The organism is Kitasatospora sp. NPDC022856 (genome assembly GCF_055561235.1).
This window is the reverse complement of the sequence record NZ_JBVHHE010000007.1, coordinates 260,338-277,610: the sequence shown is the minus strand read 5'-3', so window position 1 is coordinate 277,610 and position 17,273 is coordinate 260,338. Positions and strand designations below refer to the sequence as shown.

At 73.0% G+C, this 17,273-nt stretch carries 17 protein-coding genes and 1 tRNA gene; 8 read left to right on the top strand and 10 right to left on the bottom strand.

Features of this window, described 5'->3' with window-relative positions; all coding sequences use genetic code 11:
* Nucleotides 1-23: 23 nt before the first annotated feature.
* Complete coding sequence (locus ACZ34W_RS11640) at nucleotides 24-494, bottom strand: DUF7144 family membrane protein (RefSeq protein WP_352286288.1); 471 nt, start codon at nucleotides 492-494, stop codon at nucleotides 24-26.
* A gap of 327 nt (nucleotides 495-821) precedes the next feature.
* Between ACZ34W_RS11640 and ctaD the strand changes: the two genes are divergently transcribed.
* The 4 genes from ctaD (at nucleotide 822) to ACZ34W_RS11620 (ending at nucleotide 4,579) form a co-directional block, all read left to right on the top strand.
* The gene (ctaD, locus tag ACZ34W_RS11635) at nucleotides 822-2,480 is read left to right on the top strand and encodes an aa3-type cytochrome oxidase subunit I (RefSeq protein ID WP_329492142.1); all 1,659 of its coding nucleotides are present in this window, start codon (nucleotides 822-824) and stop codon (nucleotides 2,478-2,480) included.
* Between the two features lie 96 nt (nucleotides 2,481-2,576).
* A complete protein-coding gene (locus tag ACZ34W_RS11630) occupies nucleotides 2,577-3,002 on the top strand; it encodes a BlaI/MecI/CopY family transcriptional regulator (RefSeq protein WP_329488209.1) in 426 nt (141 codons plus the stop codon).
* A 3-nt stretch (nucleotides 3,003-3,005) separates the two neighbouring features.
* A complete protein-coding gene (locus ACZ34W_RS11625; protein WP_465603327.1) occupies nucleotides 3,006-3,992 on the top strand; it encodes a M56 family metallopeptidase in 987 nt (328 codons plus the stop codon).
* A 185-nt stretch (nucleotides 3,993-4,177) separates the two neighbouring features.
* Nucleotides 4,178-4,579: a YccF domain-containing protein gene (locus tag ACZ34W_RS11620; RefSeq protein WP_329488206.1), complete on the top strand. Its 402-nt coding sequence runs from the start codon at nucleotides 4,178-4,180 to the stop codon at nucleotides 4,577-4,579.
* Between the two features lie 48 nt (nucleotides 4,580-4,627).
* Here the strand turns inward: ACZ34W_RS11620 and mug are convergent, their stop codons facing one another.
* The 6 genes from mug to ACZ34W_RS11590 all read right to left on the bottom strand — a co-directional run bounded on the left by mug (nucleotide 4,628) and on the right by ACZ34W_RS11590 (nucleotide 11,158).
* The gene (gene mug, locus ACZ34W_RS11615) at nucleotides 4,628-5,182 is read right to left on the bottom strand and encodes a G/U mismatch-specific DNA glycosylase (protein ID WP_329488205.1); all 555 of its coding nucleotides are present in this window, start codon (nucleotides 5,180-5,182) and stop codon (nucleotides 4,628-4,630) included.
* A 74-nt stretch (nucleotides 5,183-5,256) separates the two neighbouring features.
* Nucleotides 5,257-6,261, bottom strand: coding sequence for a phosphatase PAP2 family protein (locus tag ACZ34W_RS11610; RefSeq protein ID WP_465603324.1), 1,005 nt, complete (start codon nucleotides 6,259-6,261; stop codon nucleotides 5,257-5,259).
* 186 nt (nucleotides 6,262-6,447) lie between these two features.
* A complete protein-coding gene (locus ACZ34W_RS11605; RefSeq protein WP_465603322.1) occupies nucleotides 6,448-7,566 on the bottom strand; it encodes an aminopeptidase P family protein in 1,119 nt (372 codons plus the stop codon).
* A 229-nt stretch (nucleotides 7,567-7,795) separates the two neighbouring features.
* Entirely contained in the window at nucleotides 7,796-9,148 is a 1,353-nt protein-coding gene (locus ACZ34W_RS11600; RefSeq protein WP_465603320.1) for a M20/M25/M40 family metallo-hydrolase, read from the bottom strand.
* 43 nt (nucleotides 9,149-9,191) lie between these two features.
* Nucleotides 9,192-9,629 (bottom strand): hypothetical protein, encoded by a 438-nt coding sequence (locus ACZ34W_RS11595; RefSeq protein WP_465603318.1) that lies wholly within the window; start codon nucleotides 9,627-9,629, stop codon nucleotides 9,192-9,194.
* Nucleotides 9,626-11,158 (bottom strand): APC family permease, encoded by a 1,533-nt coding sequence (locus ACZ34W_RS11590; RefSeq protein ID WP_465603316.1) that lies wholly within the window; start codon nucleotides 11,156-11,158, stop codon nucleotides 9,626-9,628. Before ACZ34W_RS11590 ends, ACZ34W_RS11595 begins: the two co-directional genes overlap by 4 nt.
* 547 nt (nucleotides 11,159-11,705) lie before the next feature.
* On the opposite strand from ACZ34W_RS11590, the gene ACZ34W_RS11585 reads away from it, so the two are divergent.
* Nucleotides 11,706-12,206, top strand: a complete 501-nt coding sequence (locus tag ACZ34W_RS11585; RefSeq protein ID WP_359803380.1) for a hypothetical protein — start codon at nucleotides 11,706-11,708, stop codon at nucleotides 12,204-12,206.
* A 96-nt stretch (nucleotides 12,207-12,302) separates the two neighbouring features.
* The gene (locus ACZ34W_RS11580; RefSeq protein WP_465603313.1) at nucleotides 12,303-12,986 is read left to right on the top strand and encodes a hypothetical protein; all 684 of its coding nucleotides are present in this window, start codon (nucleotides 12,303-12,305) and stop codon (nucleotides 12,984-12,986) included.
* Nucleotides 12,987-13,061: 75 nt separating this feature from the next.
* Here the strand turns inward: ACZ34W_RS11580 and ACZ34W_RS11575 are convergent, their stop codons facing one another.
* Complete coding sequence (locus ACZ34W_RS11575) at nucleotides 13,062-13,550, bottom strand: YajQ family cyclic di-GMP-binding protein (protein WP_329488198.1); 489 nt, start codon at nucleotides 13,548-13,550, stop codon at nucleotides 13,062-13,064.
* Nucleotides 13,551-13,766: 216 nt separating this feature from the next.
* On the opposite strand from ACZ34W_RS11575, the gene ACZ34W_RS11570 reads away from it, so the two are divergent.
* Nucleotides 13,767-13,847 (top strand) — tRNA-Tyr (locus tag ACZ34W_RS11570).
* A gap of 110 nt (nucleotides 13,848-13,957) precedes the next feature.
* Here ACZ34W_RS11570 and ACZ34W_RS11565 read toward each other — a convergent pair.
* The gene (locus tag ACZ34W_RS11565; RefSeq protein ID WP_329488197.1) at nucleotides 13,958-14,179 is read right to left on the bottom strand and encodes a hypothetical protein; all 222 of its coding nucleotides are present in this window, start codon (nucleotides 14,177-14,179) and stop codon (nucleotides 13,958-13,960) included.
* Between the two features lie 49 nt (nucleotides 14,180-14,228).
* Complete coding sequence (locus ACZ34W_RS11560; RefSeq protein ID WP_465603310.1) at nucleotides 14,229-14,903, bottom strand: HAD family hydrolase; 675 nt, start codon at nucleotides 14,901-14,903, stop codon at nucleotides 14,229-14,231.
* A gap of 350 nt (nucleotides 14,904-15,253) precedes the next feature.
* On the opposite strand from ACZ34W_RS11560, the gene ACZ34W_RS11555 reads away from it, so the two are divergent.
* Nucleotides 15,254-17,104: an APC family permease gene (locus ACZ34W_RS11555; RefSeq protein WP_465603308.1), complete on the top strand. Its 1,851-nt coding sequence runs from the start codon at nucleotides 15,254-15,256 to the stop codon at nucleotides 17,102-17,104.
* Nucleotides 17,105-17,273: the final 169 nt, after the last annotated feature.

The following is a 17,273-nucleotide window of genomic DNA, read 5'->3' as shown; positions in this document are numbered from 1 at the left end:
GCGGGGCGGGTCGGTGCGGCCGGTCAGTACACGTCGTCCTCCGGCCGGTAGACGCAGAGCGCCCAGATGATGAAGACGTCCAGGGCGATCACCACGATCGACCAGAGCGGGTAGTACGGCAGGGCCAGGAAGTTGTCCAGGGCGCTCAGCGCGGTGAGGAACACACCGGCCCAGCGGGCCCAGGCGGCGCCCTTGAGGACGAAGGCACCGACCACCGCGACCAGGGCGCCGATGACGATGTGCACCCATCCCCACCCGGTGAGGTCGAAGCGGAAGACGTAGCGCGGGGTCGAGACGAAGATGTCGTCGTCGGCGACCGCCATGATGCCCCGCACCGCCTCCATGAAGCCGTTGATGAGCATCAGCACACCCGCGAACATCACCAGGCCGGGGGCCCAGTCACGGAACCGGTCGGCCGATGGCGGCGGGGGCGGCGCCCCGGTGCCGGAGCGCCAGGGCGGGGGCTGGTCGGGGGTGGGCGACGAGGTGCTCATGACTCCTCCTGGGCCGCAGGCCGGCGTCGTCGGCGGTTCCCGGCCGGAGCCGGACCGACGGCGAACAGGCGCACGGAAAGGGGTACGGACCTCGACCGTCCGCCGCGGCCGGGCGCCGGGCAACCGGACCGCGCCTGTTCGGGTGACCGGCCCCGCGCGCCCCCCGGCGGGGCCGGGCGGCGGCTGGTAGTCGTTGTCCGACTGCTGTCCGGGCCCGGGCCGGCGGGCTCGACCGGGGCCCGGCCCCGAGTACGGAAGGTGCGCCGCGTGACTCTCCTGCCGAAGGACGCCGTGGAGCGGGCTCCGCGCCCGTCGCGCACGCCGCGACTGGACCGTCGGCGGGCGGCCGCGCGCCGACGGCGCGGCCGGGCCCTGGTGGGCTGGCTCACCACCACCGACCACAAGCGGATCGGCACCCTCTACATCACCACCGCGTTCCTGTTCTTCCTGGTCGGCGGGCTGATGGCGATGCTGATGCGGATCGAGCTGGCCCGGCCGGGGCTGCAACTGCTCTCCAACGAGGAGTTCAACCAGCTCTTCACCATGCACGGCACGATCATGCTGCTGATGTTCGCGACCCCGCTGTTCGCCGGCTTCGCCAACTGGATCATGCCGTTGCAGATCGGCGCGCCCGACGTGGCCTTCCCCCGGCTGAACGCGCTCGCCTACTGGCTCTACCTGTTCGGCTCGCTGATCGCCCTCTACGGCTTCGTCACCCCGGACGGCGCGGCCGACTTCGGCTGGTTCGCCTACGCGCCGCTGAACAGCGCCGAGCACAGCCCGGGCCTCGGCGCGGACCTGTGGATCATGGGCCTGGCCTTCTCCGGCTTCGGGACCATCCTCGGCTCGGTCAACTTCATCACCACGATCGTCTGCCTCCGGGCCCCCGGGATGACGATGTTCCGGATGCCGATCTTCGTCTGGAACATCCTGCTCACCGCCGTCCTGGTGCTCTTCGCCTTCCCGGTGCTGGCGGCCGCGCTGCTCTGCCTGGAGTCGGACCGCAAGTTCGGCTCGCACGTCTTCGACGCGGCGAACGGCGGGGCGCTGCTCTGGCAGCACCTGTTCTGGTTCTTCGGGCACCCGGAGGTGTACATCATCGCGCTGCCGTTCTTCGGCATCGTCACCGAGATCATCCCGGTCTTCAGCCGCAAGCCGGTCTTCGGCTACTCCGGGCTGATCGCCGCCACCATCGCCATCACCGGCCTGTCGATCACGGTCTGGGCGCACCACATGTTCGTCACCGGCCAGGTGCTGCTGCCGTTCTTCTCGATCATGACGATGCTGATCGCGGTGCCGACGGGGGTGAAGTTCTTCAACTGGATCGGCACCATGTGGAAGGGCTCGCTGAGCTTCGAGGCCCCGATGCTCTGGACGGTCGGCTTCCTGGTCACCTTCCTGTTCGGCGGGCTGACCGGGGTCCTGCTCGCGGCGCCGCCGATCGACTTCCACGTCTCGGACTCGTACTTCGTCGTCGCCCACTTCCACTACGTGGTCTTCGGCACCGTGGTCTTCGCGATGTTCGCCGGCTTCCACTTCTGGTGGCCCAAGTTCACCGGACGGATGCTGGACGAGCGGCTCGGGCGGATCCACTTCTGGACGCTCTTCGTCGGGTTCCACGCCACCTTCCTGGTGCAGCACTGGCTGGGCGCCGAGGGCATGCCGCGCCGCTACGCCGACTACCTGGCCTCGGACGGCTTCACCACGCTGAACACCGTCTCCAGCATCGGCTCCTTCCTGCTCGGCATCTCCACCCTGCCGTTCCTCTACAACGTCTGGCACACCGCGCGGTACGGCCGCAGGGTCACCGAGGACGACCCTTGGGGGTACGGGCGGTCGCTGGAGTGGGCCACCTCCTGCCCGCCGCCGCGGCACAACTTCGTCACCCTGCCCCGGATCCGCTCGGAGTCCCCGGCCTTCGACCTGCACCACCCCGGGATCGCCGAGCTGGACCGGCGGCAGAACGCCCGTGAGCCGCTGGTCTGAGCGGGCCGGTGGGCGGCCGGGGGCCGGCGGTCGCTCGTTAGGATGAGAGCGCGTCCCGCCGGCTGCGGGGCGCGGCATCCGGAGGGAGCGGCCGTCATGGCAGAGGAGAGGCACGCCCCGGCGGCCGGGGATCCACGGGCCCGCCGGCGAGGCCAGGGCGAGCTGGAGGCCCAGGTGCTGGCGGTGCTCCAGCGGGCGCCCGGCCCGGCCACCGCGGTCTGGGTCCAGGAGCGGCTGGACGGCGGCCTGGCGTACACCACCGTGATGACCATCCTGTCCCGGCTGCACGCCAAGAAGGCCGTCTCGCGGACCCGATCGGGCCGCTCCTACCTCTGGCAGGCGTCCTCCGACGCGGCCGGGCTGGCCGCACTGCGGATGCGCCGGATGCTGGACGGCGAGCCGGACCGGGACGCCGTCCTGGCCAGCTTCGTCACCGCCCTGCTGCCGCACGACGAGGAGCTGCTGCGGACGCTGCTGGACAGCGCCGGTGCCGACCCGGCAGTGGCCGACCACGAGAGCTGACCCGTGGGCGTCTTCGTCTTCCTCCCGCTCATCCTGCCGCTGACCGCCGTCCCGATCGCCCGGCTCACCGAACAGCACCTGCATCCGCGCGGGGCGTCCCGGCTGCTGACCGTGATCAGTGCGGTGATGGCGCTGTGCAGCGCCGTCTGCCTCGGCCTGACCGGGGTGGTGGGCACCGCCCAGATCCCGGGCAACCCGCTGCCGGACAGCTGGTCCGACCCGGAGGTGCGGGCGGCGCTGCCGTACCACGAGACGGTCGGCACGGCGGCGATCTGCGTGCTGGCCGTGGTGGCCGGGGCCTGTCTGCGCACGGTGGTGCGACACCTGAGGATCCGGGCCCGGGCCCGCCGGGCGCTCGGCCGCGACCTCGGCGGCACGACCGGGTACGGACTCGGCGGCACGCCCGGCGGGCTCCCGGACGACCTCGCGGTGCTGCCGGACGACCGGCCCTACGCCTACGCGCTGCCCGGCTCGCCGGGGCGGGTGGTGGTCTCCACCGGGATGCTGGCCGGGCTGGCGGCCGACGAGCGCGAGGCGCTGCTCGCGCACGAGCGGGCGCACCTGGAGCACCGGCACCACCGCTATCTGCTGATCACCCAACTCGCGGGCTGCGTCAACCCGTTCCTGCGGCCCCTGCAGCAGGCGGTGGCGTACAGCGCGGAGCGGTGGGCGGACGAGGAGTCGGCCCAGGCGGTCGGCGACCGGCGGATCACGGCCCGGGCGGTGGCCCGGGCGGCGCTGGTCTCGCACCGGGCGCCCGCTCCCGGCTTCGCCGCCTTCGCCGCGCCGGGGGCCGTGCCCGGCCCGGTGCCGCGCCGGGTGGCCGCGCTGCTCGGCCCGGTGCCGTCCTCGCGGAACTGGCCGCCGGCCCACACCCGGGCGGGCCTCGCGGCCATGGTGGCGGCGATCGGAACGGCCGCGTCGGCGCTCTGCGCGGTCAACGCGGCGGTGGCGCTGCTGCTGGTGCTGAAAGCCGTCACCCCGCTGTAGGGGCCCGGCGCTGTAGGGGCCCGGCACCGGCGGACCGCCCGTGGCGGGCCGGTTCGGCGGTCGGTTCGGTCGTCGGTTCTCCGGTCGGTCCGGCGGGCGGGTCGGCGGGCGGCGGCGTAGACACGGCGGACAGCGGGCATGGCACGTCATAGGGGTCGGCCGTCCGTCGTGAGAGGGTGCCCACCATGAAGGTGATCGAGTTCGTCCTGAACGCCATCTGGCTGATCTTCTGCGGGATCTGGATGGCGCTCGGCTACGTCATCGCCGGCATCATCTGCTGCGTCCTCATCGTCACGATCCCGTTCGGCATCGCCTCGTTCCGGATCGCCGGTTTCGTGATCTGGCCGTTCGGCCGGACGACGGTGGAGAGGCCGGAGGCCGGGGCGGCGTCCTGCGTGGGCAATGTGATCTGGCTGGTGTTCGCGGGCTGGTGGCTGGCGCTGGCGCACATCGCGACGAGCATCCCGCTGTTCGTGTCGATCATCGGGATCCCGTTCGGCTGGGCCAACCTCAAGATGATCCCGATCTCGCTGATGCCGCTGGGGCGCGAGGTGGTACCCACCGACGAGCGGTTCGGCGCGCGCTGAACCGCCCCCGCGGGCCGGTCGTCGGCCCTCCGGCGGTCCCGGCCCCGGTCACTCCACGGCCTCGCGCAGCCGCCGGAACTCCCGCGCCAGCGCGTCCAGCGTGTAGTGCGCGTTGAGCCCGCTCGGGTTGGGCAGCACCCAGACCTCGGTCTCCCCGAGGCCCTCCGGCTGCCGACCGACCGCCGCCGTCCGCCGGCCGAAGGCCGTCCGGTACGCGCCGATGCCGAGCACGGCCAGCGCCCGCGGGCGCAGCGCCAGGACGCGGGCGGCGAGCGCGGCCCCGCCCTCGCGCAGTTCGTCGGCGGTGAGCTCGTCCGCCTTGGCGGTGGCGCGCGGGGCGACGTTGGTGATGCCGAGGCCGAGGTCGAGCAGCTCGCGCTGCTCGTCCGGGCGGAACTGGCGCGGGGTGAAGCCGGAGCGGTGCAGCGCGGGCCAGAACCGGTTGCCCGGCCGGGCGAAGTGGTGACCGGTGGCGCCCGACCAGAGGCCGGGGTTGATCCCGCAGAACAGCACCCGGAGCCCGGGGCCGGCGATGTCCGCGATGGTGCTGTCGCGAGCGGCGAGCAGCTGGTCCTGCGTGGGCTTCCTGGGCGTCTCGGTCACCCGCCCAGTCTGCCGGTGGCGGCCGCCGGCCGGGCACGGGGGTGGTGCGGTCCGCACCCGGCCGGGCGGCGCGGCTACCCCGGTACGGCCACCGCCAGCAGCCGGGCCCGGCGCCGTGCGCGCAGCCACCGCACGCCGTAGACCACAGCCGCCGCGTACGCCCAGCCGGCGAGGACGTCGACGATGAAGTGCTCAGCCCCGTAGATCAGGGTGAACGCCATCGCGAGCGGGTACGCGACCAGCAGCACGCGGACCCACCGCGCGGCCGTCGGCCAGAAGAAGAACAGCAGCATCGCCGGGTACGCGGAGTGCAGCGAGGGCATCGCGGCGACGTCGTTGGCGAACCGGCTGCCGTTCTCGAAGACCGACCCGGCCCGGGGCAGCCCGCTCTGCGTCAGCACGTCCGACACCACCCGGGTGAGCGCCGGCATGTGGCCCTCCTGCGCGGTGAGCCACGGCGGGTCGGCCGGGAACAGGAGGTACGTCGCGAAACCGGCGAAGGTCAGCGCGAGGTAGCAGGTGAGCAGGTGCCGGAACCGGTCGTGGCGGCGCCGCCAGAGCACGGCCAGCACCACGAAGATCATGAAGAAGTGCGACATGTAGACGAGGACCGCCGCGTAGTCGTACCAGTGCGGCGAACCGGCGGTGTAGAGCCCGTGCTGCAGCCGGACCGTCCAGGTCTCACCGAAGCCGAGCAGCTCGTCCGCCCGCAGCTGCGGCCGCCAGTGCGGGGCCCACGGGGTGTGCGCGCCGTACCCGCGCAGCAGCGAGTACGCCCAGACGACGGCCATCACCGGCACCCAGTCGCGCAGCACCAGCAGGAAGCCGCGCGTCCCGTGGCCGCTGTGCACCGCGGCGGCCAGCAGCGCGCCGATCAGCCAGCAGAAGACCACGTCGTTGGAGTACGGCAGGCCGTACGTGCGCACGTACCAGAGCAGGGCGACGAGGTAGAGCGGCCACGCCAGGAGCCGCAGCCGCGTCAGTGCGCTGGCGCGCGCACCGGGCAGCGGCCGGGTCACCGGACGCAGCCGCCCGGCGCTCGCGGGTGGGGGCGGCGCCGGGCGGAGCAGTTTGGTCATGCCAGCCGAAGCTAGCAAGGCATTCTTTGAGAACTCTTCACGCGAACGGCCTGTCGTCCAGCAAAGACTCAGAAAGACGCCGGACAGCGGAACGGCCCGGCCCGCCCGATCGGCCCCGTGCGGCGCGGTGCGGGCGGACTCCGCCGCAGGTCGCGGGGCCGGTCGGCAGTGGTCAGGAGACGGTGGTCAGGAGACGGTGCCCAGCTCGTGGGGCGTGTTGTTGAACCGCCGGCCGCCCTGGTCGGTCACCGTCACGATGTCCTCGATCCGCACCCCGAAGCGGCCGGGCAGGTAGACACCGGGCTCGATCGAGAAGCACATCCCCGGGACGAGCGGCTGCTCCTCGCCCTCGACCAGGTAGGGCGGCTCGTGCGTGGTGATGCCGATGCCGTGCCCGGTGCGGTGGATGAAGTACTCGCCGTACCCGGCCTCGGTGATCACCCGGCGGGCGATCCGGTCGATCTCCTGGCAGGTCACGCCGGGCCGGACCGCCTCGAACGCGGTCTGCTGCGCCTGCCGGACGACGTCGTGCACCGTCCGCACCTCGGCCGGGACGTCCGTGCCGACGTGCACCGTCCGGGTGGTGTCGGAGCCGTAGCCGTCCTTGAGGCCGCCGAAGTCCAGGACGACGGTGTCCCCGGCCTCGATGACCCGGTCACCCGCCTCGTGGTGCGGGTTGGCGCCGTTGGGGCCGGAGCCGACCACGGTGAAGTCGACCTGGCTGTGCCCGTACTGGATGAGCAGGGCGCTGAGGTCGGCGGCCACGTCGGTCTCCCGCCGGCCGGCGAACCGCACCTCCAGGATGCCGCGGTAGGCGGCGTCCGCGGCGCCGCCGGCCGCGGCCAGCCGCTCCAGCTCGTCGGTGTCCTTGACCGCCCGGAGCATCGGCAGCGCCTCGGTGAGCGAGGTCCAGCCGGCGCCCGGCAGGGCGGCCTGGAGGCCGAGCAGGTGCATCGCCCAGGCGTTGTCCGAGACGCCGTAGCGACCGGCGGGGTCGAGCAGCGGGACGGCGGTGTCGTAGGGGCTCTCGCCGTCCGTCCAGTCGAGCAGCAGCAGGCCGGGGGCGCCGGTGGCCCGTTCGGCGTCGGGCCGCTCCAACTTGGGGACGATCAGGGCGGGTTCGCGGCCGTCGGTGAGGAGCAGCGCGGTCAGCCGTTCGGTGATCGCGGTCGGCTGGTAGCCGCAGAGGTAGACCAGGTCGGGGCCGGGGGCGACGACCAGGCCGCTGAGTCCGGCGGCGGCCGCGTCGGCGGTGGCCCGGGCCATCCGGGCGGTGTAGTCCTCGGTGGTGAACGGTCGTGGCATGAGGGTTCCTCTCTGCGTCTGTCCCGTACCGGACGTGCTGCGTCTGCCCCGTACCGGAATTCCGCTTCTGTCCCGTTGGGTCTTCCCCGCTGTCTTTCCCGCTGTCTTCCCCTCTGTCTTCCCCTCTGTCTTCCCCGCCGTCCTTCCCGTTCTGGAACCGGTCCCGGACCGGTGGCCGTCCGGGTCGGGCCGGCCGCCGGGCGCGGGCTGTCGCGCGTACCGAACTCCCTCACGTCCGGGTGGACTCGGCGTAGTGCCGGAGGAACAACGCCTCGACGTGGGCCATGTGTTCGATCTCGCCGGGATCGACGCTCTCGTTGGGCGCGTGGATCAGGCAGCGCGGCTCCTCGACGCCCATCAGGATGATCTCCGCGTCCGGGTAGGTGCGGGCGAACACGTTGCAGAGCGGGATCGAGCCGCCCTGGCCGAGGAAGGAGATCGGCTTGCCGTAGACCTCCCGCATGGCCCGGTCGAGCGCCTGGTACGCCGGCCCGCCGGTGGAGGCCTGGAACGGCGAACCGACGCTCTCCGGCTCGACCGTGACCTGCGCGCCCCACGGCACGGCGGCCTTCAGGTGCGCGGTCAGCGCGTCCTGGGCGGCCCGCGCGTCGGTGCCGGGCGGCACCCGCAGGCTGACCCGGGCGCGGGCGGTGGCCGGGACGGCGGCCGCCGAGCCGACCACCGGGGGGCAGTCGATGCCGAGCACGGTGACGGCGGGCCTGGCCCAGAGCCGGTCGGCGACGGTGCCGGAACCGGTCAGCCGGACGCCCTCCCGGACCCCGGCGTCGGTGCGGAACTGCTGCTCGTCGTAGCCGACGCCGCGCCAGGTGCCGGTGGAGTCCAGGCCGTCGATCCGGGTGCCGCCTTCGGCGTCGCGCAGCGAGTCGAGGGCGCGGATCAGCGCGGCCAGGGCGTCCGGGGCGGGCCCGCCGAACATGCCGGAGTGCACGTCGCCGGCGAGGGTCGAGACGCCGACCACCACGTTGGTGACCCCGCGCAGCGAGGTGGTGGCGGTCGGCACGCCGACCGCCGCGTTCCCGGTGTCGCAGACCAGCAGGGCGTCGGCGTGCAACTCGCCCGCGTGCGGCGGCACGTACGCCTCCAGCCCGCCGGTGCCCTGCTCCTCGGAGCCCTCGGCGACGAACTTGATGCCGACCGGGAGGTCGTCGCCGAGCGCCCGCAGGGCGGTGAGGTGCATGACGATGTTGCCCTTGCAGTCGGCGGTGCCGCGTCCGTACCAGCGGCCGTCGCGCTCGGTGAGCTCGAACGGCGGGGAGGTCCAGGCGGCGTCGTCGAGCGGCGGCTGGACGTCGTAGTGGCAGTAGAGCAGGACGGTCGGGGCGCCGGGCGGCGGCGGGCGGTGGCCGATCACGGCGTGGCTGCCGTCCGGCGTCTCCTCCAGATGGACGTCGCGCAGGCCGGCCCGGGTGAAGGCGGCGGCGACCCACTCGGCGGCCTCGCGGCACTTCTCCGGCGGGTACTGGCGGGGGTCGGCGACGGAGGGGATGGCGACCAGCTCGGCCAGGTCGTCCTTGGCCCGGGGCATCAGGGCGGCGATCCGGCGGGCGAGTTCGTCGGTCATGGGTACGGCTCCTGGGCGATCGGTCGGTTCGGTGGGCTGATCGTCAATTGCGCACGGTGTCACGGAGCTTGAGGTCGTCGATCTTCTGCCGGATGTCGGCGAGCTTGTCCGGGCAGTACACCGAGAGCACGATCGACTCCGCGAACACCACCTCGCGGTCGGAGAGCACCGGCCGCTGCCCGGGACCGCCCGCGCCGTTGGACATCCCGTACTTCCACTGCGCCTGGTTCAGCGCGTCGGCCGGGGTCTCGCAGACCGCGCCGCCGTCCTCGCCCAGGGTGTGCACGATCTGGCTCTGGCTCGGCACCGGGTAGCCGGCCGCCGTCAGCGCGGACGAGAGCTGCTTGGCCTTGTCGTTGGCCTCGTTGGTGCTGTGCAGCTGGGAGTACGTCAGCAGACCGGTGATCAGCATGCCGACCAGCAGGACGATCGCGCCCAGGTAGATCCAGCGGTGGCGGGAGGCCATCATGGTGCCGGTCATGCCGCACCTCCGGTGGTGCCGCGCCGTTCCTCGGCCTCCTGCTCGGCCAGTTCGGCCTGGGCGTCGGGGTTGCGCCAGGAGGGCTTGCGCAGTCTCAGGAACAGGTAGGGGATCACCAGGCCGAGCAGCACCAGGCCACCGCCGACGATCGCGACGTACGACCAGACACTGCCGCTGCCGAACTGCGAGGACGGGACGAACCCGATCGCCATCGCTGCCGCCGAGGCGATCAGGCCGGTCACGCAGACCGGGACCAGCGCCGGGGCGCGGTAGCCGCGGGGGTGGTCCGGCTGGGTGCGGCGCAGCCGGATCGCGGCGGCGAACATCAGCAGGTAGACGATCAGGTAGACCTGCGTGGTGATCACCGAGAAGATCCAGTAGGCACTGGAGACGTTCGGGATCAGGGCGTAGGCGAGGGCGATGACCGTGGTGACCACACCCTGGGTGACCAGCAGGTTCTGCTGGATCCCCTCCTTGTTCAGCCGCTGCAGGAACGGCGGCAGGTAGCCCTCCTGGCGGGAGATCATCAGCAGGCCCTTGGACGGTCCGGCGAGCCAGGTGAGCATGCCGCCGAGGGAGGCGGCGATCAGCGCCACCGCGATCACCGGGGTGAGCCAGCCGATGTGGAAGTACTGGAAGAAGGAGTCGAAGGCCTGCATCACGCCGGCCGTCAGGCTGAGCTGGCTGGACGGCACCACCCAGCTGATCGCCAGCGCGGGCAGGATGAAGATCAGCAGGACCATCCCGGAGGCGGTGAACATCGACCGCGGGAACTCCCGGGCCGGATCGCGGAGCGAGGAGACGTGCACCGCGTTCATCTCCATGCCGGAGTAGCTGAGGAAGTTGTTGACGATCAGCACCAGGCTGGCCAGGCCGGTCCACTGCGGGAAGAGGTGCGCGGCGTTCATCGGGGCGGCCGAGGTGTTGCCCTGGCCGAGGAAGACGAGGCCGAGCACCACGAGCAGCGTGCCGGGGATCAGGGTGCCGATCACCAGGCCCCAGGAGGAGAGGCCGGCCACGGCCTTCGTCCCGCGCGAGGAGACCCAGACGCCGGTCCAGTACAGCACCATGATCACGACGGCGGTGTAGGGCCCGTTGCTGGCCAGCGCCGGGTTGACCACGTACGCGATCGTCGAGGCCACGTACGCGAGCAGCGACGGGTAGTAGAAGATCGTCATCGCGAACTGGCACCAGACGGCGAGGAAGCCCAGCGGCTTCGACAGGCCCTCCGACACCCACCGGTAGACGCCGCCCTCCCAGCCGGAGGCCAGCTCGGCGGAGACCAGCGCGGTCGGCAGCAGGAAGACGATCGCGGGGACGAGGTAGAGGAAGACGCAGGCCAGGCCGTAGACCGCCATGGTCGGCGCGGCCCGGAGGCTGGCCACGGAGCTGGTCGTCATCAGCGCCAGCGTCAGCCAGGACATCCGTGGTGCGCCGGCCATCCGGGTGGCGACCGCGCCGCCGCTCCTGCGGGCGGCGCTCGGGCCGGGGCTGCCCCGGCCGGGCGAGGGTGCCTCCATCGAACTCATGCGTCCTCCTCGGGTGCGGCCCGGGGTACGTCCACCGGGGGTCCGCTCCGGCGGTGGGGTTCGCCCCGGGAGAGCCCCGGGGGCGGGCCGTACCCGGCCAGTTCACCCGGTTGCCGGGGGTGTCGCATGCGGCGTGCGCCCGCTCGGGTGAGTGGCTGTCAGGGATGCGCGGCGGAGGTTTGGCCCGCGGGGCCCCGGTGCCCGGTTCGCCGCCCCGGTCGGCCATCCGGTCGGCCGTCCCGGTCGGTCATCCGGTCGGCCGTCCCGGTGCCTCCGGCGGTCAGGACCGCCTGGTCCGTCCGCGCGGGCCGTCCGCACGCCGCACCGCGGCCTCCGGCGGTCCGATGCGCCCGGGCCGTCCGATACGGGCGCATCGGACGGGCCCCTCCGGGGCGCGGTGCCGCCGCGTCCGGGGCCTGCCCGAAGCCCAGCCCGGGGCCTGCCGCGGGCGCCCGAACCCGGAGCCGTGCCGTCCGGGCCCTACCCGTCCGGGTACGGAATGGTAAATGCCGGGCGGAGTGTCAGTGCCTTGGTTCAGGATGACTGAATGTCGTACGAACTTCAGGCGCTGATCGGTTCGGCGGAGCTGCTCGCGGTGGCCGCCGCGGAGGTCCCGGCCGCCCGTCTCAGTCCGCTGGCCCAGGGGTTGGCCCTGATACCGGCCACCCCCGCCTTCCTGTCCGCGCTCCAGTTCGGCCGCGGTGAGCCCGGGTTCGGCGGTGAGTCCGGTTTCGACTGGTTCCCGGACGGCCTCGAACGCCGGCTCGCCGCGTGGTCCAAGGCCGGTCCGATCGCCTGCGTGGAGGCCGACTACTTCGGTGGCAGCGGCACCCAGCGCGCCGCCGTCTGGGCCGACGGCCGGCTCGACCTGGGCCCGCTCGTCAGCGGCGAGTTCGAACCCAGCCCGCCCGAGGGCACCCCGATCTCCCGCGCCCTGCGGCGCATCGGCGCCCGCGTCGTGGACGCCCACCACCACGACGAGTTCGAGGCGGTCGGCCTGACCGCCCACCGCCGCACCGACGGCTGGGCCGCTCCCGACGGGGCGTGAACCGTTCGGCGTACCCGCGGTGGCTGGGTCAACTGGCTTGCCCCAACGTGTGAATCAGGCATTTCGCCTGATTCGCATCGAGAGGAAGCATCACCCATGCGTGCCACTTGGATGGCCGCCGCGCTGACCGCAGCCATCGCGCTGACCCCGGTCGCCACGGCGTCCGCCACCGCCGCCGGCAACGAAGCCGCGGCCTTCACCCCCGCCAGCTCGCCCCCCGCGTTCCTCGCGGACGTCCCGCTGCCGGTCGGCGTGCCGCCGGTCGCGGCCCCGCCGGTCTCCGCCCCGGCTCCGGCGCTCCCCGCCGCACCCGACCTCGCCGCGGTGCCGGCCGCCGTGCCCGACCCGGCCGCCGCGCTCGGGGCGCTGGGCGGCCTCGGCGACGTCCTCAAGCTGGTCAGCGGCCTGCTCTCGGCCGCCACCCCGCCGACCGGCAGCCCCGACCTCGGCGTCCTCCAGCAGCTGCTCGCCACGCTCGACACGGCGACGAAGGGCCTGCTCGCCCAGCTGCCCGCGGCCCCGGTGGCGGCCCCCGTGCCCGCTCCGGCCCCGCTGGACCAGCAGCCGGCGGCGGAGCCCCCGCGCACCACCACCCCCGCGCTCCCGCCGCTGGCCCTGGAGGACCGGCTCGCCTCGCTCGGGACCAAGGCCAAGGCCCTGGTCGACGCCGCCACGGCCGCCAAGCCGGACCCGGCCGCCGTCCAGCAGGCCGTCACGGCTCTGGCTCCCGACACCGTCGCGACCACCACCGGCACGGTCACCCGCCTCACCGGCCCCTGACCCACCGCCCGACACGACGGCCCCCGGACACCACACGGTGTCCGGGGGCCGTCGCCACTGCGCGTCCCGACGGGACTAGCGGTAGTTCACGTACTGGAGCGCGAAGTCGAGGTCCTTGCCCTTGAGCAGAGCCTGGACGGTCTGCAGGTCGTCGCGGCTCTTCGAGGTCACGCGGAGCTCGTCGCCCTGGACCTGGGCCTTGACGCCCTTCGGGCCCTCGTCACGGATGATCTTCGCGACCTTCTTGGCATCGTCCTGGGAGATGCCCTCCTTCACGTCCGCGAAGATCTTGTACTCCTTGCCGGACAGCTGGGGCTCCTTGGCGTCCAGCGCCTTCAGCGACAGGCCACGCTTGATGAACTTGCTCTGCAGCACGTCCAGAATGGCCTTCACCCGCTCCTCGCCGCTGGCCTTCATCTCGATCGTTTCGCCGGAGCGGCTGATCTCGGCGCCGACGTTCTTGAAGTCGAAGCGGGTGGCGATCTCACGCGAGGTCTGGTTGATCGCGTTGTCGACCTCCTGCCACTCGACCTTCGAGACGATGTCGAAACTGGAGTCGGCCATGGGTGTTGGTCTCCTTGATGCTCTGGCTTCACTGACACGGCCCGCCCCACCGGACGCCCGCAGCCCCAGCCTATCCAGCACCACCCCGCCCCCGCCCCCGACAGCCACGCCACATCCGTTGATCATCACGTGACCAACCAGGTGGCGAACCACCCCCCGGCATCAGGTATCGTTTACGGAGTCGAACGGGGCAAGCCCCGCGAGACACCAAATCCTGGCTGGTTGCCCGAGCGGCCAAAGGGAGCAGACTGTAAATCTGCCGCGTAAGCTACGCAGGTTCGAACCCTGCACCAGCCACTGGATTACCAGACCGGCCCTGAACAGCGGAAACGTTGTTCAGGGCCGGTTTTGTCGTACCCGGGGGCGGGTCTCGGGCGTGGGCGTCCCGGTTCGGCGGTGCCGGGGGGTCAGAAGAGCGTGGGGGCCGGAGGGTCGGGGGTGACGCCGGGGAGGGCGTCCTGCCAGGCGGTGGCCCGGGAGAGCGGGAGGGGTCGCATGCTCGCCTCGCAGAGGAGGAGGGAGCGGCGGTCCCTCTTGTGGTCGTGGATGACGCCGTAGCCGGCCCGGCGGGTGGGCATCAGGGCGACCGGTCGGCCGCAGGCGGGGCACTGGACTCGTGGTGCGCGCATGGGTGAAGCCTGCCCGAGGGGGCCGACATCGGCGGGCGCCCGGTGCGGCTCAGGGGGCGGCCAGGAGGAGGGCGGCCGCCGTGGGGGTGTCGGGGGCGGTGTGGGTGGGGGCGGGGTGGGCCGGGGGGAGCGGCGGAGGTGGGGTGGGGGTGATCCAGATGGAGCGGAGGCCGCAGGCGTGGGCGCCCAGCAGGTCGGTGGCGGGGTTGTTGCCGACCATCCAGGTGTCCGGGGTGAGGGTGCGGCCGAGGCGGGCGGCGGCCAGGCGGAAGATCTCGGGGTCGGGCTTGCGGGCGCCGGCCTCCTGGGAGACGCAGACGGCGTCGACGGCGGGGAGCAGGCCGGTCCGGGTGAGTTTGGCGCGCTGGACGTCGGTGTAGCCGTTGGTGACGACTCCGATGGTCCAGCCGGCTTCGCGCAGGGCGGTGAGGGCGGCGGGGACGCCCGGGATCGGGTGGGTGCGGGCGGCCTCGTGGGCGACGTGTTCCTCCCAGAGGGCCTCGCCGGACTGCCGGAGGCCGTAGCGGGCGGCGATCCCGGCGAAGCCGGCCGGGGAGCGGTCGGCGCGCACCAGCGTGACGACGGTGGGTGCGCTGTCCAGGGGGAGGCCGTGGGCGGTGCAGAACGCGGTGGCCCAGGCGTCGGTGCCGCCGTCGCGTTCGACCAGGGTGTGGTCGAGGTCGATGAGGAGGAGCGGGCTCGCCTGCGGGGAGTGGTGATCCATGCGCGGAGCGTAGCCCGCCGGAGGGGTCGGCATTATTGCGCATTACTTGCAATTGCTTCCTGGGGGCAGCAGAGTGTTCTCCGAGGGGTGGGGCCGGGCCGTTCAGCCTCCCCGCCGAGAAGTTCCGGACGTGCCCAGGTGCGCCGGGAGTCCTCCGTCCGAGCTGATCGTCTTCCCAACCGGCGCCCGCCGGGACATCGGCCCGCCCACCCCGCGCAGAAACCCCCGACGAGGCATCAACGAGGCGTCAAGGGCGCCCGGTGGTGCGTCAGGAACGCGTAGGGAGACCGGGGACGGAGCTCCCGGGCCCGCAGGATCGGAGCAGTACCCGACTGCGGAGGTTCCGTTCGATGTCCAGCGTCACCACCCCGGTCGTCATCGCCGAGCCCGAGCCCTACCCCTCAGCCGAGCCCCCGGCCACCGGCGCGCCCCCGGAGGACCGTCACCGGCTGACCGCGCTGGGCGGGCTGGCGGCGCTGTCCCTGGACGCGATGGCCTCGGTGGCGTACGGCCCGGAGTCGATCGTGCTGGTGCTCACGGTGGCCGGCGCGTACGGGCTGGGCTTCACGCTCCCGGTGACGGCGGCGATCGCGGTGCTGCTGGCCGTGCTGGTGGCCTCCTACCGGCAGGTGATCGCGGCCTTCCCGGACGGCGGCGGCTCGTACGCGGTGGCCAAGGCGCACCTGGGGCGCCGGACCGCGCTGACGGCGGCGGCCTCCCTGGTCATCGACTACGTCTTGAACGTGGCGGTGTCGGTGACGGCCGGGGTGGCGGCGCTGACCTCGGCGGTGCCGGGCCTGTACGGCGACCGGGTCTGGCTCTGTCTCGGGGTGCTCGCCCTGGTGACGGCGGTGAACCTGCGCGGGATCGCCGAGTCCGCCCGCTGGTTCCTGGCGCCGACCGCGGTGTTCGTGCTGTCGATCCTGGCGATCGTCGTGGTCGGGCTGTTCCGGGACGCGCCGGCGAGCACCGAGGCCGCCGCCGGGCACGCGTCCGTGCTGGCCGGCAACGCCACCGCGGTGGGCGCGCTGCTGCTCCTCAAGGCCTTCGCGGCCGGCTGTTCGGCGCTGACCGGCGTGGAGGCGGTGGCGAACGCCGTCCCGTCCTTCCGCACGCCCGGCGTGAAGCGCGCGCAGCACACGGAGGTCGCGCTCGGCGCGCTGCTGGGCGTGATGCTGATCGGACTGGCCGTGCTGATCGGCCGCTTCCACCTCCAGCCGGTCGAGGGCGTCACCGTCCTCGCCCAGCTCGCCGACGCCTCGCTCGGCCACGGCGCCGGCTTCTACCTCGTCCAGTCCGCCACCGTGGTGCTGCTCGGGCTGGCCGCCAACACCTCCTTCGGCGGACTGCCCGTCCTGCTCCACCTGCTCGCCCGCGACAACCACCTGCCGCACGTCTTCGCCCTGCGCGCCGACCGCCAGGTCCACCGCCACGGCGTCCTCTTCCTCGCCGGGGTCTCGGCGGTGCTGCTGGTCGGCTCGGGCGGTGACGTGAACAGCCTGGTGCCGCTGTTCGCGATCGGGGTGTTCGTCGGCTTCACCGTCTGCCAGGTCGGCATGGTCCGGCACTGGTGGCTGGAGAGGCCGGCGCGCTGGCGGGCCAAGGCCGCCCTGAACGGCTTCGGCGCCCTGCTCACCGGGGTGGCCGCCGTCGTCGTCACCGGCACCAGGTTCGCCGAGGGCGCCTGGGGCATCTGCCTGGCCCTGCCGCTGCTGGTGCTGCTCTTCGAGGCGGTCCACCGCGGCTACGCCCGGATCGGCGAGCGCCTGGAGCTCGGCCGCGTCCCCGGCCCGCTCACCCCGCAGCGCAGCCTGGTCGTCGTCCCGGTCACCGCGATCACCCGCCTCACCCGCGACGCCCTCTCCGCCGCGCTCTCGCTCGGCGACGCGGTCATGGCCGTCACCGTGGTCCACGAGCCCGCCGAGGCCGAGGCGCTGCGCCGGGACTGGGAGCTCTGGCAGCCGGGCGTGCCACTGGTGGAGGTCCCGGACGACCACCGCCGGCTCGGTCCGCCGATCGCCGCCCTCGTCAACCGGCTCGCCGCCGAGCACGCCTACGACCGGCTCACCGTGCTGATCCCCGAGGTCGAGCCCGTCCGCCCCTGGCAGCGGGCACTGCAGAACCGGCGCGGCGCCGTCATCGACCGGGCCCTGCGCCGGCACACCGACGCGGTGGTCTGCCGGCTGCGGATGCGGATGTAGCGGCCGGGGAGCGGTGCCTCAGGAGCAGCTCGCGAATGGGGAAATTAAGAGCTTATGTCGTAAATGTCCTATCCGATCGTCATATCTTGACGATGTCTTAACGGCCCCCCTTGACGCCCCCGAAACGCCTCCGAGCCGCTCGGAGCACGCCCCCCATAGCGGCTTCCAC